The organism is Proteus terrae subsp. cibarius (assembly GCF_011045835.1).
Taxonomy (GTDB): Bacteria; Pseudomonadota; Gammaproteobacteria; order Enterobacterales; family Enterobacteriaceae; genus Proteus; species Proteus cibarius.
On record NZ_CP047349.1, the window covers coordinates 1,489,507 to 1,511,191 of the forward strand.

General features: G+C 38.5%; 19 protein-coding genes. 13 read left to right on the plus strand and 6 right to left on the minus strand.

Translation table 11 applies throughout. The features are described from left to right. Positions 1-93: 93 nt before the first annotated feature. Positions 94-1,743: an alpha-keto acid decarboxylase family protein gene (locus GTH25_RS06900; RefSeq protein WP_164530451.1), complete on the minus strand. Its 1,650-nt coding sequence runs from the start codon at positions 1,741-1,743 to the stop codon at positions 94-96. Between the two features lie 148 nt (positions 1,744-1,891). Between GTH25_RS06900 and GTH25_RS06905 the strand changes: the two genes are divergently transcribed. Together GTH25_RS06905 and dld are read left to right on the plus strand one after the other, a co-directional pair. Further along, positions 1,892-2,779 (plus strand): LysR family transcriptional regulator, encoded by an 888-nt coding sequence (locus tag GTH25_RS06905; RefSeq protein WP_075673168.1) that lies wholly within the window; start codon positions 1,892-1,894, stop codon positions 2,777-2,779. Between the two features lie 230 nt (positions 2,780-3,009). Next, complete coding sequence (gene dld, locus GTH25_RS06910; RefSeq protein WP_099659569.1) at positions 3,010-4,770, plus strand: D-lactate dehydrogenase; 1,761 nt, start codon at positions 3,010-3,012, stop codon at positions 4,768-4,770. A gap of 66 nt (positions 4,771-4,836) precedes the next feature. On the opposite strand, the gene sbcB is transcribed toward dld, so the two are convergent. Both sbcB and GTH25_RS06920 read right to left on the minus strand, forming a co-directional pair. Further along, positions 4,837-6,267: an exodeoxyribonuclease I gene (gene sbcB, locus GTH25_RS06915; protein WP_164530452.1), complete on the minus strand. Its 1,431-nt coding sequence runs from the start codon at positions 6,265-6,267 to the stop codon at positions 4,837-4,839. A gap of 266 nt (positions 6,268-6,533) precedes the next feature. Next, a complete protein-coding gene (locus GTH25_RS06920; RefSeq protein WP_075673171.1) occupies positions 6,534-6,944 on the minus strand; it encodes a fosfomycin resistance glutathione transferase FosA12 in 411 nt (136 codons plus the stop codon). 253 nt (positions 6,945-7,197) lie between these two features. On the opposite strand from GTH25_RS06920, the gene GTH25_RS06925 reads away from it, so the two are divergent. Then, positions 7,198-8,460: an MFS transporter gene (locus GTH25_RS06925; RefSeq protein ID WP_075673172.1), complete on the plus strand. Its 1,263-nt coding sequence runs from the start codon at positions 7,198-7,200 to the stop codon at positions 8,458-8,460. 257 nt (positions 8,461-8,717) lie between these two features. Beyond that, positions 8,718-9,056 (plus strand): PTS system regulator TmaR, encoded by a 339-nt coding sequence (tmaR, locus tag GTH25_RS06930; protein ID WP_006537261.1) that lies wholly within the window; start codon positions 8,718-8,720, stop codon positions 9,054-9,056. A 172-nt stretch (positions 9,057-9,228) separates the two neighbouring features. Here tmaR and rne read toward each other — a convergent pair whose 3' ends face one another. After that, positions 9,229-12,690, minus strand: coding sequence for a ribonuclease E (gene rne / locus GTH25_RS06935; RefSeq protein WP_164530453.1), 3,462 nt, complete (start codon positions 12,688-12,690; stop codon positions 9,229-9,231). Between the two features lie 531 nt (positions 12,691-13,221). Here rne and rluC point away from each other — a divergent pair. After that, entirely contained in the window at positions 13,222-14,175 is a 954-nt protein-coding gene (rluC, locus tag GTH25_RS06940; protein ID WP_075673175.1) for a 23S rRNA pseudouridine(955/2504/2580) synthase RluC, read from the plus strand. Between the two features lie 105 nt (positions 14,176-14,280). Here the strand turns inward: rluC and GTH25_RS06945 are convergent, their stop codons facing one another. Then, a complete protein-coding gene (locus GTH25_RS06945; protein WP_164530454.1) occupies positions 14,281-14,682 on the minus strand; it encodes a hypothetical protein in 402 nt (133 codons plus the stop codon). Positions 14,683-14,728: 46 nt separating this feature from the next. Then, positions 14,729-15,328: a Maf family protein gene (locus GTH25_RS06950; protein WP_075673177.1), complete on the minus strand. Its 600-nt coding sequence runs from the start codon at positions 15,326-15,328 to the stop codon at positions 14,729-14,731. A 141-nt stretch (positions 15,329-15,469) separates the two neighbouring features. Between GTH25_RS06950 and yceD the strand changes: the two genes are divergently transcribed. The 8 genes from yceD to fabF all read left to right on the plus strand — a co-directional run bounded on the left by yceD (position 15,470) and on the right by fabF (position 21,604). Further along, positions 15,470-16,003: a 23S rRNA accumulation protein YceD gene (gene yceD, locus GTH25_RS06955; RefSeq protein WP_164530455.1), complete on the plus strand. Its 534-nt coding sequence runs from the start codon at positions 15,470-15,472 to the stop codon at positions 16,001-16,003. A 5-nt stretch (positions 16,004-16,008) separates the two neighbouring features. Further along, complete coding sequence (rpmF, locus tag GTH25_RS06960) at positions 16,009-16,179, plus strand: 50S ribosomal protein L32 (protein ID WP_006537252.1); 171 nt, start codon at positions 16,009-16,011, stop codon at positions 16,177-16,179. 24 nt (positions 16,180-16,203) lie between these two features. Further along, complete coding sequence (gene plsX, locus GTH25_RS06965; RefSeq protein ID WP_164530456.1) at positions 16,204-17,241, plus strand: phosphate acyltransferase PlsX; 1,038 nt, start codon at positions 16,204-16,206, stop codon at positions 17,239-17,241. A 4-nt stretch (positions 17,242-17,245) separates the two neighbouring features. After that, entirely contained in the window at positions 17,246-18,199 is a 954-nt protein-coding gene (locus GTH25_RS06970; RefSeq protein ID WP_075673179.1) for a beta-ketoacyl-ACP synthase III, read from the plus strand. Between the two features lie 19 nt (positions 18,200-18,218). Further along, the gene (gene fabD, locus GTH25_RS06975; protein WP_099659576.1) at positions 18,219-19,151 is read left to right on the plus strand and encodes an ACP S-malonyltransferase; all 933 of its coding nucleotides are present in this window, start codon (positions 18,219-18,221) and stop codon (positions 19,149-19,151) included. Positions 19,152-19,159: 8 nt separating this feature from the next. Further along, positions 19,160-19,894 (plus strand): 3-oxoacyl-ACP reductase FabG, encoded by a 735-nt coding sequence (gene fabG / locus GTH25_RS06980; protein WP_075673181.1) that lies wholly within the window; start codon positions 19,160-19,162, stop codon positions 19,892-19,894. A gap of 157 nt (positions 19,895-20,051) precedes the next feature. After that, positions 20,052-20,288, plus strand: coding sequence for an acyl carrier protein (gene acpP, locus GTH25_RS06985; RefSeq protein ID WP_004247087.1), 237 nt, complete (start codon positions 20,052-20,054; stop codon positions 20,286-20,288). A gap of 74 nt (positions 20,289-20,362) precedes the next feature. Further along, positions 20,363-21,604, plus strand: a complete 1,242-nt coding sequence (fabF, locus tag GTH25_RS06990; protein ID WP_075673182.1) for a beta-ketoacyl-ACP synthase II — start codon at positions 20,363-20,365, stop codon at positions 21,602-21,604. The last annotated feature ends 81 nt before the right edge of the window (positions 21,605-21,685 follow it).

Genomic DNA, 21,685 nt, shown 5'->3' on the forward strand with positions numbered 1-21,685 from the left:
TAGCTAGTCTTTTATCCAGTTATCTTTTAAAATACTTCATTTATTCATTTATTCATTTATTCATTTATTCATTTATTCATTTATTCATTTATTTTAGAATGAATATAACGAACTTTTAGACTCTTTTAATTTTTGTGCTAATTCAGAAGCTTCATATCGTTCTGTTACTATTTCGATATAAGAGGCATTCTCTGCGGTTCCAGCGAATTCAAGTGCTTTATTTAATTCATCTATTGTTGTGACTTTTTCACAATGCCAATCTCTTGCACCAAAAGCTTTAGGTAACTGATGATAATTCCATTGAGTAAGGTCGTTATAATAAGCTTCGGGGTAATCACATAATAATCGTTCAATTAAGTAACCATCGTTATTTAAAACAAGGATGATTGGTTTTAATCCAAAACGAATAAATTGGCTAATCTCTTGTACGGTTAATTGATGTGAGCCTTCACCTGTAATTAAAATAACTCGTTTGTTAGGTGCTGCAAGTGCAGCACCAAATGATGCCGGTGTTGCCCAACCAATAGAGCCCCATAATGTTTGATTATGGAACTGTGCACCATCTGGTAACAGGGCAAAACCTAATCCCATTGATGATGTACCTGTTTCAGCAATAATAATATCGTTAGGCTTAAAGAACTTTTCTAAATGAGGATAGAGATACTGAGCAGTAATTTTACCATTATCAGATAACACCGCTTTACCTAATCCTTTGGCTTTTATCTGATGATAGATTTTATTCGGTAACCTTTCAGTCAGTGCTGAGAGTACGTCTTCCATATAAATCGATGAGTAGATAACGGAATCGATTTCAACATATTCTGGCATGATGCTGATAAATTGTTCTGATTTAATATTGGCAGTAAAACTTCCTGTATTAAAATCAGTCATCATTGCACCAATTCCTAATACGTAATCACTATTTTCTACAAATTCTCTGACTTCAGGTGTCATTAATTTGCCATCATACATACCAATATATTGGGGATGAGATTCACTTAAAATACTTTTATCCATAAACATAGTGGCATAAGGTAAGCCGGTTTTATTAATAAAAGACTGAACATTATCTGATAACCCTAAACGCGAGGATAAAATACCTGGTAATACGCAGATATTATTGCTGTGTGTAAGCTTTTCAGTAATGAGTGATACCACTTTTTCTAGTATTTCTTGATCACTTATTGGTTTTTTCGGTGTGGTAACAGGTGAATGTTCTATCACTTGCATAGTGGCATAATCAGAAGGTAAGCCAATATAAACGGGACGACGCTCTTTTAATGCAGTCGCAATTAAGCGTTCCATTTCTGTAATACAATTTTTAGGTGTTAATATTGTGTGAGCACAAGCAAGACGTTGGCCTAATTGATAAAAAATATCAAAATCACCATTACCTAATGTGTGATGAACCAGACGCTTACTTTTTTGTACACCACTTGCTGGCATACCAACTAAATGAAAAATAGGTAAGTTTTCTGCATAAGAGCCAGCAATAGCATTAATCGCACTTAATTCACCAACACCAAAGGTTGTTGATAATGCAGCCATACCTTTAATACGGGCATAACCATCAGCAGCGTAAGCTGCATTTAATTCGTTGCAGTTACCAATCCAACGCATATGGCTGCTATTGCAAATAGTGTCTTCTATAGGAAAGGCATAATCGCCGGCAACACCAAAAACATCACTTATTCCTAAGTCATATAAGCGGTTTAACATATATTCAACGACAGTCTTATTCATATTACCTCCAGAAAATCAGAATAATAGTCTGTAAAAACAGAAGAATGCTTTTACATTATGCTTAATGTTTTATCGCGGATATCATTTGATATGAAATGGTTTATTATCATTGAGGGTATAACTAAATGTAATAAGGTGAGCGTTGCTAATGGATATTCGCACATTGCGCTATTTTGTTGAGGTTGTTCAATTAAATGGTTTTAGCCGAGCCGCTGATGCACTATTTATCACTCAACCTGCGATTAGTCGTAGTATTAAAAAATTAGAAGATGAGTTAGGTGTAACTTTATTACTGAGAGAAGTTGATGGTGTCAGGCTAACGGATGATGGTGCAATACTATTTGAACATGCAAAACAGATACTTGCGCAATTTAATAATATGAATAAAGCATTACAGGATAAGTCTGGGCCATTAACAGGGGTATTAAATGTTGGATTACCTCCTGTAATAGCCTCGACTTATTTTGCTGATATTATTATGGCATTTAGTTCTCTTCATCCTCAGGTTGAACTAAAAATATTTGAACTAGGCACCAAGCAAATGGCCGATGCCATGAGAGAAGGAAGAGTTGAAACAGCCGCGGTCGTATTGCCTTTTAATGAAGATACTTTTGAATTAATACCTTTTTCAGAAGACCACTTAATGTTATTAATGTCGCCATCCCATCCTTTGGCTATAAAAAAGGAAGTTCATTTTAAAGAGTTGATTAATGAGCCTTTTATTTTCTTTTCTGAAGATTTTCGTATTAATGATTTAATTTATAGTGCTTGTGGTATTTACAATACAATGCCTATTATTGCGGGGCGTAGCAATCATTTAGATTTAATTATTGCAATGGTAAAAGCGGGTGTGGGAATAACGCTTTTACCTAACAGCATGTGTAATAAAAACCCTATTGATGATTTGGTTGTTGTTCCAGTGGTCGAGCCAATATTGTCATATCAAATAGCACTAGCGAATAATAAAAATAACTATAAAAGCCGCAGTTGCCAAGCATGGGAACAGTTAGCAAGAAAAAAGCTAATAATAGAATAAAACATTAAAATGGAGCTTATTTATATTCTATTTAAGAAATAAATATCAAAATTATCTTTAAATAATAAAATGATTAAAAATAAATAAATGTTATTTTTTAAGAAACGCGGATAGATGTATAAAAGCAGTTACATAAATGATAAGTTTATATTTTGCACGTAGTCCTACGAGTAATAATAAAACGGGCAAATAAAAGAGTAATCAGACAAGACAGGAATAGGATAGGGAAAATGAATGAGAATAATAGTTCTGTAAATCAACATTTTATTCGCAAACTTGAAGGTATTGTTGGTAAAAAACAGGTATTAACACAAGCACATAAAACAGAACGTTATCGTAAAGGTTTTCGTTCAGGACAAGGTAAGGCATTAGCTGTTGTCTTTCCCGCTAATTTATTAGAACAATGGCGAGTTTTTAAAACCTGTGTTGAAGCCGATAAAATTATTATTATGCAAGCGGCGAATACTGGATTAACAGAAGGCTCGACACCTAATGGTGATGATTATGATAGAGATATCGTAATTATTAGTACATTACGTCAAGATAAAATACAGGTTCTCTCAGAGCATAACCAAGTTATCGCTTTTCCTGGCAGTACGTTATGGCATTTAGAGAAGGTGTTAAAGCCATTAGGGCGTGAGCCTCATTCTGTTATTGGATCATCTTGTATTGGTGCGTCGGTAATAGGGGGAATTTGTAATAACTCGGGTGGTGCTTTAGTTCGCCGCGGACCTGCATATACCGAATTATCACTTTATGCTCGTGTCAATGAAAAAGGGGAAGCTGAATTAGTTAACCATTTAGGTATTGATTTAGGTGAAACGCCAGAAGAAATATTAACTAATTTAGATAATCGTCATTATCATGAGAAACAGATACAAACGACAGAAAAATTAGCTTCTGACCATGAATATCATGAGCGTATACGCGATATCGATGCTAATACACCATCTCGTTTTAATAATGACGAACGTCGTTTATTTGAAGCCGCCGGGAGCGCAGGAAAATTATCTGTATTTGCCGTGAGATTAGATACTTTCCCAGCAGATCATCGCACTCAGGTTTTTTATATTGGTACGAATAATCCGGACGAGCTTGAAGATATTCGTCGTCATATTTTAAGTCATTTTAAAAAGCTACCTGTTGCTGGGGAATATATGCACAGAAGCTATTATAAAATGGCTGAAGTGTATGGAAAAGATACGTTTTTGGTGATTGATAAATTAGGCACAGATAAAATGCCAATATTATTTGCCGTAAAAGGGCGAGTAGATGCGGTATTAAATAAAGTGCCTTTCTTACCTAAAAACTTGGTAGATAGAACCATGCAATTTATGAGCAAACTATGGCCTGCTCATTTACCAGAGCGTATGACAGATTTTCGTGACAAATATGAACATCATCTTATGTTAAGAATGGCTGATGATGGGATTGATGAAGCTGCGACTTATTTAAAAGAATACTTTAAATCAGCATCAGGCGATTATTTTGAATGTACTGAAGAAGAGGGAAATAAAGCCTTCTTGCATCGTTTTGCCGCCGCAGGTGCTGCTGTCCGTTATCATGCCGTTCATGTTAATGACGTAGAAGATGTGTTGCCATTAGATATTGCATTGCGTCGTAATGACAGAGATTGGTTTGAAAAATTACCACCCGAAATAGAGAGTAAATTACTTTATAAACTCTATTGTGGGCATTTTATGTGTCACGTTATGCACCAAGATTACATTATTAAAAAAGGTGTTGATGCGAAGGCATTAAAAGCAGAAATGTTGGCGTTATTAGATCAACGTGGAGCAGAATATCCCGCAGAGCATAACGTGGGTCATATGTATTATGCTAAGCCTCAATTAAAAGCATTCTATAAACATAACGACCCAACCAATAGCATGAACCCGGGTATTGGTAAAACCTCAAAATTAAAATATTGGGGAGATGAGTGTGGTTGTGGACACGCTCATAGTGAGGCTAATACAGAGAATAAAGAATAATAGTTTTATATTGAGCTTATTTAAGCAACAAGAAAGGCAGGATAAAACCTGCCTTTATTTTATCAATTAACTCGCAATCTCTTGAGCATATAAATAAAGCTCTTGTAGCTGTTTTAATTTTTCCTCGTTATCAGCGTGTTCTTCAGCTAATAACTGAATAGTATTAATATATTCGGTTAGTTTTTCTGGCGTTAACATCTCTTTTCTATGAGCCAACCAACGTTGTTGTTCATCATAATCAAGTGTTGAAGGATAATTTCTTGCACGATAACGGAAAAATAGAGGTTCCATTCTCGCATCTTCAAACGTTAAATCTAAAGCTGGTAAATTCTGTGGTTGTGTTGAGCGAATAATCTCCATTGCACTACGATCATTTTCACTGAAAAAACCATTATAAATCTGTGAGTCAACATTATCGGATACAGCAAAAGGTGTTTGTTGTGCAAATATTTCCACGACTTTATTGCGTATATCAGGATGAGAAAACAAGATCGCTTGGTTTTTTAAACAGGCATCAATATCTAAACCAATTCTATCTGCATCTTGCTGTCTTAATGTATTTTGCGGTGCGACAATTGGGCATTTATTAATATGTAACAATTTAATTGGAACAGGTGGCTCATCAGCTGATAATTCACTACGTGGTGTATATAAGCGCTCACGTAATTGGTCTGAGTCGAGGGTTAATAGAGGAGATATATCTGCGGCTAAGTCACACACAATAACTGCATTACGATTATCAGGATGCCACGCTAATGGGGCAACAAGACTTAAATTAGAACGTGCGGCACCAAACATACCTGAAACATGCACAATCGGTGTCATTGCTGGAATATCAATGAGTGCCTGAACTTTACGTTTATCACGTAAATTAAAAAAATAATCAAACATACGCGGTTGCGCTTGTTTTAATTTTTTTGCCATCGCAATGGTGGCATAAACATCAGACATTGCATCATGGGCATTTTCATGAGAAATACCATTGGCTTTAGTTAATAACTCTAAACGAAAACTTGGAAAACCGTCTTCATTTTCAGACCAAATAATACCTTCAGGGCGCAATGCATAACAGGCACGTAAAACATCAAGTAAATCCCAACGCGAATTTCCTTTTTGCCAGCTATAAGCATAAGGATCATAAAAATTGCGATAAAGAATATTACGAGTAACTTCATCATCAAAACGAAGGTTGTTATAACCCATAATACAACTATTAGGTTGGCTAAACGCTTGATGGATCTGGCGAGTAAACTCTGCTTCAACCAACCCATTTTTTGCCGCAACTTGTGGTGTTATTCCCGTGATCATCACGGCTTCTGGATGAGGTAGATAATCATCATTAGGTTTGCAATAAATAACGAGAGGATCTTCAATAATATTGAAATCCATATCAGTTCTTATACCTGCAAATTGAGCTGGGCGATCTAGGGCAGGATTAGTGCCGAAGGTTTCGTAGTCATGGATGTAAAATGTGGGCGTTTTCGCTGAATTAGACAAGGTTTCCTACCGTAAATTTATTGATGATTTTTTAAATCATTACTCAATGAGTTGTATTGGGCTTAATTAAGACCATGGTAAACCATAATGCGGTAAACGTGAAATGTCGGATCAAATCACACTTATGTAGTGTTTAATATAGGGTGTCACAGTAAGGATAAGTAGGAGCGTACCACCACCAATATTGATCTTTTGGATGACAATAGAATAAAACTGCAACATGCATATCTATCGTATTATTTTAGCTATTCATCTTTATCGTCTTTTTATTTGTTGAAAAATTGCATACCTGAATAAGGATGCTGGCGACAAGCTTCTAAGCGACTTTTTAAATCACCCACATGGACTTCAAGTTTATGATGGTCAGGATCGTAAAAATAGAATGAATCACCTTCACTTTTATTTTCTTTCCATGCAGTAATGCCATGGGATAAAAGATGCTGTTTAAAGGTTTCAAAATTATTTGCAGATAAACTGAAAGCATAATGGGTGTAATCACTGTCTTCAGTAATATGGCGTTTATCGTGAGATAAACATAGCCATAAAGAACCCAGTTGTAGGTAAGCGCCGTTATCCCATAAAGCAAGGGGCTTAAAACCTAATATTTCAGTATAAAAGGCAAAGCTTTTATTCACATTATTGACGGCGAGGGTTAAGTGGTTTAAGTCAGTTAGCATGTCTTTAAGAGTGTTATGAAAGATACAGCTATTTTAGCAAAGGAAACTAAAGAAAATGGATTATATGATACCTATTTGTGCGTTTTACTGTGAATAACGGTAATAAAAGATAAAGTGGATCTAGAACACATAGTTTAATTTGTTAATGTTAACTTATGTGCTTTATATCACATTAAGGAGATATAATTGTTTGTTAACTTAAAAGTTAACGTTAACATTCTGAGGTGGAATGACTTTATAAGGCACTAAAACAATGAATAAAGACTCAAAAAAATACTATGCGATCTTAAGTGCACTGTTATTTTTCTTCTTTTTTACCTGGTCATCATCATTTTCATTAGTTTCTATTTGGTTAAATCAGTATGTAGGATTAAAAGCGACTGATACTGGATTAATATTTTCTGCAATTTCTCTGATTGCGTTATGTGCTCAACCTTTATATGGCTTTATTCAGGATAAATTGGGGTTAAGAAAGAATTTGTTATTAGTAATTGCAGTATTGCTTATTCTTTCTGGGCCTTTTTTTCTAGGTTTCGCATCAATACTACGTTGGAATATTTTTGTTGGCTCCATTTTAGGGGGCTTATATGTTGGAATGACATTTAATGCGGGTATTGGCGTATTAGAGTCATATACAGAGCGTGTTAGTCGTATTCGTGGTTTTGAATATGGCAGGGCGAGAATGTGGGGATCGTTAGGTTGGGCATCAGCAACTTTTATTGCCGGGCACAATATAAATATCGATCCTAATTACAATTTTGTGATGGCTTCTATTTCTGGCATTGTGTTCTTAATTCTTTTAGCACTATTAAAAACCGATAAATCAGATGCATTTAATCAATTAGAGCATGGGAAAACATCAGCGATTACCCTCAAAGATGCTCTGAATTTACTTTCATTACCTCGTTTTTGGGCACTTATATTGTTTGTCATTGGTACTTGTGTTTATGGGGTTTATGACCAACAATTTCCCGTCTTTTTCTCATCGCAATTTGCGACCTTACAACAGGGGAATGAGATGTACGGATATCTGAATTCATTGCAGGTATTCTTAGAAGCTGGTGGTATGTTTATCGCACCTTTTCTTGTAAATAGAATTGGTGCTAAAAATGGCTTATTACTAGCAAGTAGTGTTATGGCAGCGCGTATTATTGGTTCTGGATTAGTTGAAGGACCTGTCTTGATCTCTTGTATGAAGTTATTACATGCGGTTGAATTACCGATTTTATTAATTTCAATTTTTAAATATAACAGCCAACACTTTGATAAGCGTTTATCTTCAACACTCTATTTAGTCGGTTTTCAATGTGTGAGTTCTATTGTAGCGACATTATTATCACCATTAGCGGGTTATGGTTACGATCATTATGGTTTTGCACCAACTTACATGGTGATGGGATGCATTGTGATAGGAACAACACTTCTCTCAGCTGTGCTTTTACGTTCAGATGCGAAAGCACTATTGCCACTTGATGGCTTACAATATGAAGATAAAAATAAAGCACAACCTATTTAATCGCTCATAAGTTTATCCTTTGTAGTATCGATTTGGGCTACCTGTAAAAATGTGTAGCCATTTTTTTTATCATTAATTAAGTGAACATTTACGGGTTAAAGAATGTTGACTATATTTATTAATGTATATAATCCTAATTAATTGTTAATTAAGTAAAATCAATTAAATTTGTAAACTTTGCTTGTTTATTGACACGATTAAGCGATAATCTTAAACAGAACTATTTATCTTAAATATCAATTGTAAAGGTGTAGGAAATGGATAACGCAAACAAGCCGTCTTTCCAAAACGTACTGGAGTTTGTGCGTATGTATCGTCGTAAGAACAAAATCCGTCGTGAGATCACTGACAATGAGAAAAAGATCCGTGATAACCAAAAACGTGTTCTTTTATTAGACAACTTAAGTGAATACATTAAGCCAGGTATGTCGATTGAAGATGTACTGGGGATCATTGCTAATATGCGTAGTGATTATGACGATCGTGTTGATGATTACATTATTAAAAATGCCGATCTGTCTAAAGAGCGCCGTGAATTGTCTAAACAGTTAAAAGCAATGGGTGAAATTAAAAATATTCCTGATCTAAAAGATTGATTGCTTTACTCAAAATAAGAAATTGAAGGCCTCTGAATTGAATATTCAGGGGCTTTTTTATTTTTGGCAACAATAAATAAATTAACTGAATATTTGCCAAAAAAAGAACCCACTAAAAAGTGGGTTCTCAATTTAGAAGTATTATCAAGATATTCTTAATAACACTTTATTATCAGTTTTTGCTTTCAGCTTTCGTCATTTCTGAAGAAGCGTGGTTAGTAGAACAATGTCCACCTGCACCTGAGCGGCCTTTTTTATCAAAAGCAGGGCGAGCTTCCCATGCTTTGATTTGAATTGCCACAGGCGCTTCATCAGCGGCTGGTGCTTTTGTCATTGGTGAGCTTGCATGTAATTGGCGTGCAGCTACAACAGGCTCTTGACGAATAACAACTTCAGCTGGTTTGCGCTCTGTTACTGCTTCAACTTCTACAACCGGTGTTGCACTTTCTACTGGCTGACCTTCAACGACAGTTTCAACGACAGCTTCAACAACAGCTTCAACAACAGGGGTAGCAACACTTTCAACAGCAACTTCTTTGTGTTGTTCAACAGTTTCTTCAGTGGCTATCACTGTTTCAACAGGTTGAGGTTCAGATATTGATGTTTCATTTTTTACTGGTGCAACCGTATCTTGTGCAACTTCTTCCGGCACGATATTTGTTTCGGTTTGTTGTGAAGTTTCATGCATGTAAGCTTCAGTGGTATTCAATACTGCTGAAATATTCTCTTTACGAGTAACATGCTCTTCTGTATTCACGTCATTGATTGCATCATTGATCACGTTAGTTTCAACAGGCACAGCTTGTGGTTCTACTGCAACAATTTCAGCGACAGCATCAGCGGTTGATTCTGTGCTAACTGTAACAGAGTAAGTTGACTCCGTGGTTTCTGTCTGTGCGATATCAGCAACAATGGCTTCTGAAGCCGCTGGTGCGATAGCTACCATTTGTGGATCTTTATGAGTAATAATGTGGTTTCCAACAGAAACGTCATTGTTGTTTTCAACATTATTCTCAATAAATGGTGCATCACTAACAGGAGTGACGGGGTAGCGAATGAAGACTTTACCTGAAGCCAGCTCAGGAGAAGCAACTGCCATTGCCAGAGGCATTGGTGATACTGTTAAGGTGCGCTCATCACGATAGCGACGACGACGTTGACCACTTACACGTAGATGACGAGGTGAACGGCGAGAACGACGTGGCATAACATTATCTTGCCCGTTATTATCTTCGTTTTTATTGTCATCTTGTGATTTAGTTGCGTCAGGTAGTGCTTTTACAACTTGTGCTTCATTTGCTTCAACTTTCACAACAGCAACTGCTTTAGGTGCTGGTTTTTCAGTTGGGGCAACTTTAGTTTGTGTAGTTGCAACTGGTGGTTCAGAAACCGCTTTTTCGGTCGCAACAGGTACAACGGCTAATGTATTATCATTGTCAGTCACACGTACAGATTGTGTTAATTGACGACGATTACGGCGTTGCATAGCAGGGCGACGAGGTTCTTCTTTCTTCTCATCAGCACTATTTTTTGCAACCGTATCATTTTCAGAAAGAGCTGCCTGAGCTTTAGCTGCTTCTTGTTGCTGTTGACGTTTCTCTTCTTGACGACGACGCTGTTCAGCACGTTGTTCACGACGCTGCTGGCGACGAGCTTCGCGTTCTGCAATCTCTTGTTCACTACTAACTTCAGTTGTTGGAGTTGTTTGTGGTTTCTGATTGCGATTCTTGCGATTGTCCTCGTTATTCGCGTTATCACGATTACGATCGTTATCACGGTCACGGCGATTATTATTGTTACGTCGATTATTGTTATTACGACGATCACGACGGTTGTCGTTATTCTCTTTCTTGTTTTCCTGTGGTTTTTCTTGTGTTACCGCAGGCTCTGGTTCGCTACCAAATAAGTTTGAGAAGAATTTTGCAATAGAAGCAAAGAAACCAGTACTTTGAGCTTCTTCTGTTTTAGCAGGTTTAGCTTGCGGTTGAGGCGCCTTTTTATTTTTTGCTGTTTCAGCAACAGGTTCTTCTTGTAATCCAAAGGCTGAAATAGCAGGTTGTTCAGGTGCTTTACGCTCTGTAACAACATCGTCTTCAGCTTCATTTAACTGACTTTCATGGAATTGCGCTAAGTTGTAGCTAAGGGAAGTAATTTCTTCGCCTTTACGTACACGAATAACAGAGAAATGAGGGGTTTGCATTTGGTCATTAGGAACAATAACCACTTTGACATTAGATTGACGTAACTCGATGTCGGTAACAGCTTTACGTTTTTCGTTCAGTAAATAAGAGGCGATTTGAACAGGTACAATTGCATGCACTTCATGGGTATTTTCTTTAAGTGCTTCTTCTTCAATAAGACGTAACACAGAAAGTGACAGTGATTCATTATCACGAATAGTACCAGTACCTAAGCAACGTGGGCAAACGTGATGGCTAGATTCACCTAATGAAGGGCTTAAACGTTGGCGAGACATCTCTAATAAACCAAAGCGAGAGATGCGTCCAATTTGAATGCGAGCACGATCTTGACGAACAGCTTCACGCATTCTGTTTTCAACTTCACGCTGATGGCGCACTGGCGTCATATCAATAAAGTCGATAACAATTAAACCACCCAAGTCGCGTAAACGTAATTGACGTGCAATTTCGTCAGCTGCTTCTAAGTTAGTATTAAATGCAGTTTCTTCGATATCACCACCACGGGTTGAGCGTGAGGAGTTGATATCAATCGCTGTTAATGCTTCAGTTGTATCAATAACTAAAGCGCCACCAGAAGGAAGGCGAACTTCACGCTGAAACGCAGATTCAATCTGTGATTCAATTTGGTAATGACTAAATAGAGGAACGGCGCCAGTGTAATGGCGAATTTTGCTAGCAAAATCACCACGGCCAATCGCTTCAATATGACTACGCGCCATTTCAACGACTTTTGCGTTATCAATTAAGATTTCACCAATATCAGGACGTAAGTAGTCGCGGAATGCGCGAACAATTACATTACTTTCCTGGTGGATTAAAAATGGTGCAGGGCGATTCTCAGCCGCTTTCTTAATAGCATCCCAGTGTCTTAGACGATAGCTTAAGTCTTGTTGTAGTGCTTCAGCTGATTTACCAACACCAGCTGTACGTACAATCAGACCCATGCCATCTGGGATTTCAAGGCTAGATAAAGCTTCTTTAAGTTCAGTACGATCTTCACCTTCAATACGGCGAGAAATACCACCTGCACGAGGATTATTTGGCATTAATACCAAATAACTTCCTGCAAGGCTGATAAAAGTGGTTAACGCTGCACCTTTATTACCACGCTCTTCTTTATCAACTTGAACGATAACTTCCTGGCCTTCTTTTAAGACATCTTTGATGTTAGGACGACCATGGGAGTGATAATTACTAGGAAAGTATTCGCGGGCTATTTCTTTGATAGGAAGGAAACCGTGGCGTTCCGCACCATAATCAACAAAAGCGGCTTCTAAGCTGGGTTCAATTCGAGTGATTTTACCTTTATAGATATTCGCTTTTTTCTGTTCATGACCGGGGCTTTCGATATCCAGATCGTACAAACGTTGCCCATCGACAAGGGCAACACGCAACTCTTCCTGCTGAGTCGCGTTAATTAACATTCTTTTCATATTGTGACTTACTCGTTATTTTCACGTTTTATAATGTGCCACTAACATACGTAATTACACTATTGATAACCGATGACCTCGTGTCTTTTACAAATGCGTCAACCTCACGGTTGTCGATTGTATAGAGGTGCAATATGTCGGTGAGTCTGATTTTTAGTTCAAAAATTCAGCACTCTTTAATTGAACACAATGTTTCAACTCAATAAGCGATGTATTTATGGCATACTAAATTGTTTGATTTTCGACTATGTCTTACGCCATTGCTGCATTTTGAAAATCAAACAAACAAAATTTTCATAAATATACCTGATAAACATAATCAGGAGAGTCTGCATTATTCCATTGGTGTTAGGGTTATAGCAAGATGACTTTTCTGCTTTGGTGACTTTTTCTGTATAAATATGAGAGATTAGCTAATGTTTCGTCTTTTTCCCATTATTCAGGTTAAAATAGACGACAGAATTGATGTTATTTTGTGCACCATAAAGTTGTTTGTAATTTTTATTTTAAGAGAGCCAAAGAATCGCCACTATGAAATCATTTAATCAAGTTCAGTTCGTCACCATTGATGGCGATGAAGCAGGCCAGCGTATCGATAATTTTTTACTGGCACGCTTGAAAGGTGTACCAAAAAGTATGATTTACCGAATTATCCGAAAAGGAGAAGTTCGAGTTAACAAAGGGCGAATTAAACCTGAATACAAAATTAATGCAGGCGACAGCATTCGTATTCCTCCTGTACGGGTATCAGAAAAAGAAGAGATCGCTGTATCACCAAAACTTGATAAAGTTTCGGCATTGGCAGATTGTATTTTATATGAAGATGACCACTTAATGCTCATCAATAAACCCTCAGGAACCGCAGTGCATGGAGGAAGTGGGTTAAGTTTTGGTGTGATTGAAGGCCTACGCGCATTACGTCCAGAAGCCCGTTTTTTAGAGCTTGTTCATCGTCTTGATAGAGATACATCGGGTGTTTTATTAATTGCAAAGAAACGTTCAGCGTTGCGTGCATTGCATGAGCAATTACGTTTAAAACAGATGCAAAAAGATTATTTAGCCTTAGTTCGTGGGCAGTGGCAATCTCATACTAAAGTTGTTCAAGCACCGTTATTGAAAAATATTCTTCAAAGTGGTGAACGAGTGGTTAAAGTGAGTAATGAAGGAAAACCTTCAGAGACTCGTTTTAAGGTTGAAGAGCGTTTTGAATTTGCCACACTGGTGAAAGCCAGCCCTGTGACCGGAAGAACGCACCAAATTCGTGTGCATACATTACATGCAGGTCATCCTATCGCATTTGATGATCGCTATGGTGATCGTGATTTTGATTCACAATTGGTAGGAACAAAGCTTAAGCGCTTATTCTTACATGCAAGTTCTTTGACATTTACTCATCCTTCAACGGGTGAACAAATACGAATTGAAGCGCCAATGGATAATCAGTTACGCCATTGTTTACAAGTATTACGTAGTCAAAAATCTTAAGCCTGAAATATTTTGTTTCAGCAGAAAATCCGAATACCCAATACGCCCAGTTAACTGGGCGTATTGTTTTTCTTAATTCACTAAGAAAGTGAATAAAAAATAGGACTAACCTTCGACTTTTGTCATGCATTGCTCAACAATTTTATCAATATCCCACTCTTTAGGCAGTGATTTTGAGCCATTTTTGCGCATTTCCATATCTACTCGGATAAATTCTGTTATTCCGTAATTTTTAATAATATTGTCATAAGTGCATTCACACACTTCGGCAATTTGAGGAATTAGTGCATCATCAGTAATACCCGAACCTAATATGCAACTACTGACAAAGTTCTTTTTAAATAAGGATGTGTTGTCCTCTTTTTTGTCTGAAATCACGCTGTCTTGGATAGTATTTTCGGTGGTAGTTGCTTTCGTTGTTGAAATTTCAGTATCTTTTTCATCAGAACAACCCACTAATGCTGTTGCCATCACTAAAGCTGTTAAGACTGATGCTAATTTATTCATAATACGCTTTATCGCTACATAAGATTAAAAAATAAGATGATCAGATTTATTTTTGGTCATCAGAGAAAAATAATGGGTTTATTCTTTGCGAGAGTAACATTTTATTCAATCGGATAAGTGGTAAACCAATTAAAGAATTTGGATCATCGCCAACAAGTTTATCAAATAGAGTAATGCCTAACCCTTCAGATTTAAAACTTCCTGCACAATTGAAAGGCATTTCTTTATTTAAATAACTGATAATTTCTTCATCAGTTAAATGACGAAAGTAAACTTGAAATAATTCACAATGCGTTTGATGTTCTAAAGTTAGGCTATTATATACAGTTAATCCGGTGTAAAACGAAACACATTGCCCTGAAGCTTGTTTTAATTGTGCAAAGGCATTATCAAAATTATGGGGTTTCCCCGTGATCTTTTTATTCAGCACACAAACTTGATCAGAACCAATTATAAGGTGATGTGGAAATTTTGCTTGTAAAGCGCTGGCTTTTTCATAGGATAAGCGGCTGACAAGATCTTGAGCACACTCTGTGGGTTTCGGGGTTTCGTCAATCTCTGGAGATGCCTGTATAAAGGGCATTCCAAGCTTTTTCAGCAACTGAGCTCGAAAGGGTGAAGTAGATGCAAGAACGAGTGGCAACATATTTTTTTTAAAATCCGTAGCAAAATGATGCCTGACATTCTAAACTATGCGCCGCTGATAAAGCGAATTTTGGTGGAAAGGTGTAGATAACCCGCCTTTTTCTTTGACTATATTCCATTACAAAGATAATATGCGCGCCTTATGCAAAAGGTAAAATTACCCCTGACCATTGATGCGCTGCGAGCAGCTCAAAAGAATTTAGACTATGACGGTCATTATTCTCCAGAGCAAGTAAGCCGCTTAGCTGAATCGGTGGTCAGTGTGGACAGTAATATTGATGTGGCTTTATCATTTGATATTGACCATCAACGTCTTGCCGTGATTAAAGGACATTCCGATGTGGATGTGACTTTAGAATGTCAGCGTTGTGGTGGCCATTTTCCGTATCATGTTCACGCAACATATTGTTTTAGCCCTGTTGTCAGTGATGAACGGGCCGAGGCATTACCGGAAGAATATGAATCAGTCGATGTAAACGAATTTGGTGAAATAGATTTGCTGGCGATGATTGAAGATGAAATAATCCTCAACTTGCCAGTAGTTCCGGTACATGATTTTGAACACTGTGAAGTGTCCGACGCGGATATGGTGTTTGGTGAACTCCCTGAAGAATTATCAGAGAAACCAAATCCATTTGCCGTATTAGCCAGTTTAAAGAAAAGTACTAAGGAGTAAGGTCAATGGCCGTACAACAAAACAAACCAACTCGTTCTAAACGTGGTATGCGTCGCTCTCATGACGCGCTGACAGTAACTCAGGTTTCTGTTGACAAAACTTCTGGTGAAACTCACCTGCGTCACCATGTAACTGCTGACGGTTACTACCGTGGCCGCAAGGTTATCAACAAGTAATTAGCTTTATAGCTCGTTGATACCTTGACAAATCTAACCATAGCGTTAGATGCGATGGGCGGGGACTTCGGTCCTCGCATCACAGTGCCTGCTTGTTTGCGGGCGCTGGCATCTAATCCTCATTTAAAAATATTGCTGGTAGGTCAACCAGACTCTATCTCCCCTCTGCTTGCAAATCAAAATGCTGAGCTAATCTCCCGTTTACAAGTTATACCCGCAGAACATGTTGTCGCCAATGATGCTAAACCTTCACAGGCTATTAGAGCAAGTAAAGGCACATCAATGCGAGTGGCACTTGATCTCGTGAAAACAGGGGAAGCACAGGCTTGTGTAAGTGCAGGTAATACTGGCGTATTGATGGGATTAGCAAAACTTCGACTTAATGCTATTGATGGAATTGATCGTCCTGCACTGGTTTCGGTATTACCTAACCAGAAAAAAGGTAAGACAGTTGTTCTGGATTTAGGCGCTAACGTTAATTGTGATAGCAAAATGCTGGTACAGTTTGCGGTAATGGGCGCAGTTATGGCCGAAGAGATAGCAGAGATTGATTCACCGAAAGTGGCGCTTTTAAATATTGGTGAAGAAGAGAGTAAAGGATTAGATAATATCCGCGAAGCTGCTACGGTATTAAAATCGACACCGAATATCAATTATATTGGTTATGTTGAAGGTAATGAATTACTGACAGGCAAAACTGATGTTTTGGTGTGTGACGGCTTCGCAGGTAATGTCTCCCTTAAAACGATGGAAGGAGTTATCAGAGTTTTCCTTTCATTGATTAAATCTTCTACTACCGAAAATAAAAAAACGTCGTGGTGGATGAAAATATTGAAGAAATGGTTACAAAAGCGACTAATTAAGCGTTTTGGACATATGAACCCCGACCAGTATAACGGTGCTTCTCTGTTAGGATTACGCGGTATCGTCATTAAAAGCCATGGTGGCGCAAATGAAAGCGCGTTTACAGCAGCAATAGAACAGGCTGTTCATGCCGTTGAGCGAAAAATTCCAGAGCGAATTGCTTCACGGCTGACAACAGTATTACCCAAGAGCGATTGATAGAATGTATACAAAAATCTTAGGTACTGGTAGTTACTTGCCTGTACAAGTGCGAACTAATGCCGATTTAGAAAAAATGGTTGAAACATCTGACGAGTGGATTGTTACCAGAACGGGTATTCATGAACGTCGAATTGCAGCAGAAGAAGAAACGGTTGCTGTAATGGGGGCGGGTGCTGGCGAAAAAGCATTAGAGATGTCAGGTATTGATAAGCAAGACATTGGATTGATTATTGTTGCAACTACATCGGGCTCACACGCATTTCCAAGCGCGGCTTGCCAAATTCAAAATGCATTAGGGATTAATGACTGTATTGCTTTTGATGTTGCGGCTGCATGTTCAGGTTTTGTTTATGCATTAAGTATTGCGGATCAATTTATTAAAGCAGGCTCTGTTAAAAAAGCATTGGTTATCGGTGCTGACAGATTATCTCACGCTTTAGATCCAGAAGATCGTGGCACGATTATCCTATTTGGTGATGCAGCCGGTGCTGTGGTTGTTGGGGCATCAGAAGAAGAAGGCATTATCTCTACCCATTTACATTCTGATGGACGTTTTGGTGAACTATTAGCATTACCTTATCAGAGTAGAGAAAGTGACGATTTACCTGCTTACGTTACTATGGCAGGAAACGAAGTATTTAAAGTCGCAGTTCGTGAACTTGCCCACATTGTGGATGAGACACTTGAAGCTAACAAAATTGATAAATCTGAACTGGACTGGCTTGTGCCTCATCAGGCAAATTTAAGAATTATTTCAGCGACAGCGAAAAAGCTGGATATGACAATGGATAAAGTAGTGGTGACATTAGATCGCCATGGCAATACGTCAGCAGCATCAGTCCCAACAGCATTAGATGAAGCTGTAAGAGATAATCGCATTCAACGTGGTCAGTTAATTTTACTGGAAGCATTTGGTGGCGGTTTTACTTGGGGTTCTGCACTTATCCGTTTTTAATATTATCAGGAAAATAAACATGACTGATTTTGCAATGGTTTTTCCCGGTCAGGGATCACAATCTGTTGGAATGCTTGCAGAACTTGCAGAGCAATATCCAATCGTGATTGAAACATTTGCTCAAGCATCTGATGTATTGGGTTATTCTCTTTGGGACTTAGTTCAAAATGGCCCAGAAGAAGAGCTAAACAAAACCTGGAAAACACAGCCAGCATTATTAGCAGCTTCTGTTGCTATTTGGCGTGTATGGCAAGAAAAACAAGGTAAAATGCCACAAATGATGGCAGGTCACAGTCTTGGCGAGTATTCTGCTTTAGTGTGTGCGGGTGTTATTGATTTCGTAGCTGCAATTAAACTAGTAGAATTACGCGGTCAACTGATGCAAGAAGCCGTGCCTGCGGGTACTGGTGCAATGTATGCGATTATCGGTTTAGATAATGACGCTATTGCAAAAGCCTGTGAAGAAGCAGCGCAAGGACAAGTTGTCTCGCCTGTAAACTTTAACTCACCGGGCCAAGTTGTTATTGCGGGCAACAAAGAAGCCGTAGAACGTGCTGGTGTGTTATGTAAAGAAGCGGGTGCTAAACGTGCTTTACCATTAGCGGTAAGCGTGCCTTCTCATTGTGCTTTAATGAAACCGGCTGCTGATAAGCTTGCGGTTGCATTACAAGAAATTGAATTTAAACAACCTGAAATTCAGGTCGTTAATAACGTTGATGTGATAGCGCAAACTGATGCAAATGCAATCCGTGAAGCGTTAGTTCGCCAGCTTTATAATCCGGTTCGCTGGACTGAAACGGTTGAACTTATTGCCGAAAAAGGTATCACACAACTATTAGAAATCGGGCCAGGAAAAGTATTAACTGGCTTAACAAAACGTATTTCTAAAGAGATGAACGCTGCAGCAGTTAATGATATTGCGTCATTAGATGTTGCATTAGGAAATGACTGAGGGATCTCATGGGATTTGACGGAAAAATAGCGCTAGTTACTGGTGCAAGCCGTGGTATTGGCCGTGCGATTGCAGAAGATTTAGTTGCACGCGGTGCGACAGTAATTGGTACGGCAACGAGTGAAAACGGTGCGCAAGCTATCAGCGAATATTTAAACGGTAAAGGTAAGGGTTTTGTGTTAAATGTCACAGAAAACGACTCTATCGAAAAATTTTTAGCAGATGTGCGTGCTGAATTTGGCGAAATTGATATTTTGGTCAATAATGCAGGTATTACTCGTGATAACCTGTTGATGCGCATGAAAGATGATGAGTGGCAAGATATCATTGACACTAATCTTTCATCAGTCTTCCGTCTGTCTAAAGCAGTTATGCGTGCTATGATGAAAAAACGTCATGGTCGTATAATTACCATTGGTTCTGTTGTTGGAACCATGGGTAACGCAGGACAGGCAAACTACGCGGCGGCAAAAGCGGGTGTAATTGGTTTTAGTAAATCATTAGCACGCGAAGTTGCTTCCCGTGGCATTACGGTGAATGTTGTTGCTCCGGGCTTTATCGAAACTGATATGACTAGAGCATTAACAGATGACCAAAGAGCAGGTATTTTATCTCAAGTCCCTGCTAACCGTTTAGGTGATGCCAAAGAGATTGCCAGTGCTGTAGCTTTCTTAGCGTCTGATGAAGCAAGCTATATCACGGGTGAAACATTGCATGTCAATGGTGGCATGTACATGATCTAATTATGGGGACGTCTTTATATTTGCTTTTTGCGTACAATATAATGCAAAATATAGCGAATAAAGTAGTCCACACAGTCGGGATTGGTTAGATCTTTTCCTGTATTTATAAACTAAGAAAATCATCGCGCAAGCGAGTTTTGATAGGAAATTTAATAGTATGAGCACTATCGACGAACGCGTTAAGAAAATCATTGTTGAACAACTGGGTGTTAAAGAGGAAGAAGTTGTAAATTCAGCTTCATTTGTTGATGACTTAGGCGCTGATTCTCTTGACACAGTTGAGCTGGTAATGGCTCTGGAAGAAGAATTCGATATCGAAATCCCAGACGAAGAAGCAGAAAAAATTACTACAGTTCAAGCTGCTATTGATTACGTTGAAAACGCAGGTAAATAAGCTTGCTAATCTAGGCGGTCACTCGACCGCCTATATTTTTAATCCTAAACATTTTCCCTCCTTGGAGGATAAGCGTGTCTAAGCGTCGTGTAGTTGTGACCGGACTAGGCATGTTATCTCCTGTCGGTAATAACGCAGAAGCTTCTTGGGAAGCAGTGTGTGCCGGACAGAGTGGTATCGGCCTTATCGAAGATTTTGACACCAGTCATCATGCGACTAAATTCGCTGGATTGGTAAAAGATTTCAATCACGAAGATTATAATCTTTCGCGTAAAGACGCGCGTAAGATGGATCTTTTCATTCAATATGGTATTGCAGCAGGTGTGCAGGCCATTGCGGATTCAGGTCTTGAAGTAACAGAAGCCAATGCAAGTCGTATCGGAGCTGCTATTGGTTCTGGTATTGGTGGCTTAGGCCTTATCGAAGAAAACCATACTTCTATGATGAATGGTGGCCCTCGTAAAATTAGCCCATTCTTTGTGCCTTCAACCATCATTAACATGGTTGCAGGGCATTTAAGCATTATGTATGGTCTTCGTGGCCCTACAATCTCTATCGCAACAGCGTGTACTTCAGGTGTTCATAATATTGGACATGCTGCACGTATTATCGCTTATGGTGATGCAGATGCAATGCTGGCAGGCGGTGCCGAAAAAGCAACCACACCATTAGGTTTGGGGGGCTTTGGTGCTGTTCGTGCATTATCAACACGTAACGATAATCCTCAAGCGGCTAGCCGTCCATGGGATAAAGATCGTGATGGTTTTGTATTAGGTGATGGTGCAGGTGTTCTTGTTCTTGAAGAATACGAACACGCTAAAAACCGTGGCGCTAAAATTTATGCTGAAGTAGTTGGTTTTGGTATGAGTAGCGATGCTTATCACATGACTTCACCAGCAGAAAATGGCGAAGGCGGTGCGCTGGCGATGACAAATGCACTGAAAGATGCAGGTATTGCCTCATCAAAAGTGGGTTATATCAACGCACACGGCACATCAACAAATGCAGGTGACGTTGCTGAAGCACAAGCGGTAGAAAACGTATTTGGTAAAGGCACTGATGTATTAGTTAGCTCAACAAAATCTATGACAGGTCACTTATTAGGTGCTGCGGGTGCAATTGAGTCTATCTTTACTATCCTTTCACTGCGTGATCAAATCGTACCTCCAACAATTAACCTAGATAATCAAGACGAAAATTGTCATCTTGATTTTGTTCCACATAAAGCACGTAAAGTTGAGAACATGGAATATGCTCTGTGTAACTCATTCGGCTTTGGTGGTACTAATGGTTCAATTCTCTTTAAACGCGTATAAGCCGTTTTTTGTAGAAAGTTGAAAAAATACCTAAAGGCCCAGGATTATTCTGGGTCTTTTATTTTGTCCTTTTACTGCCAG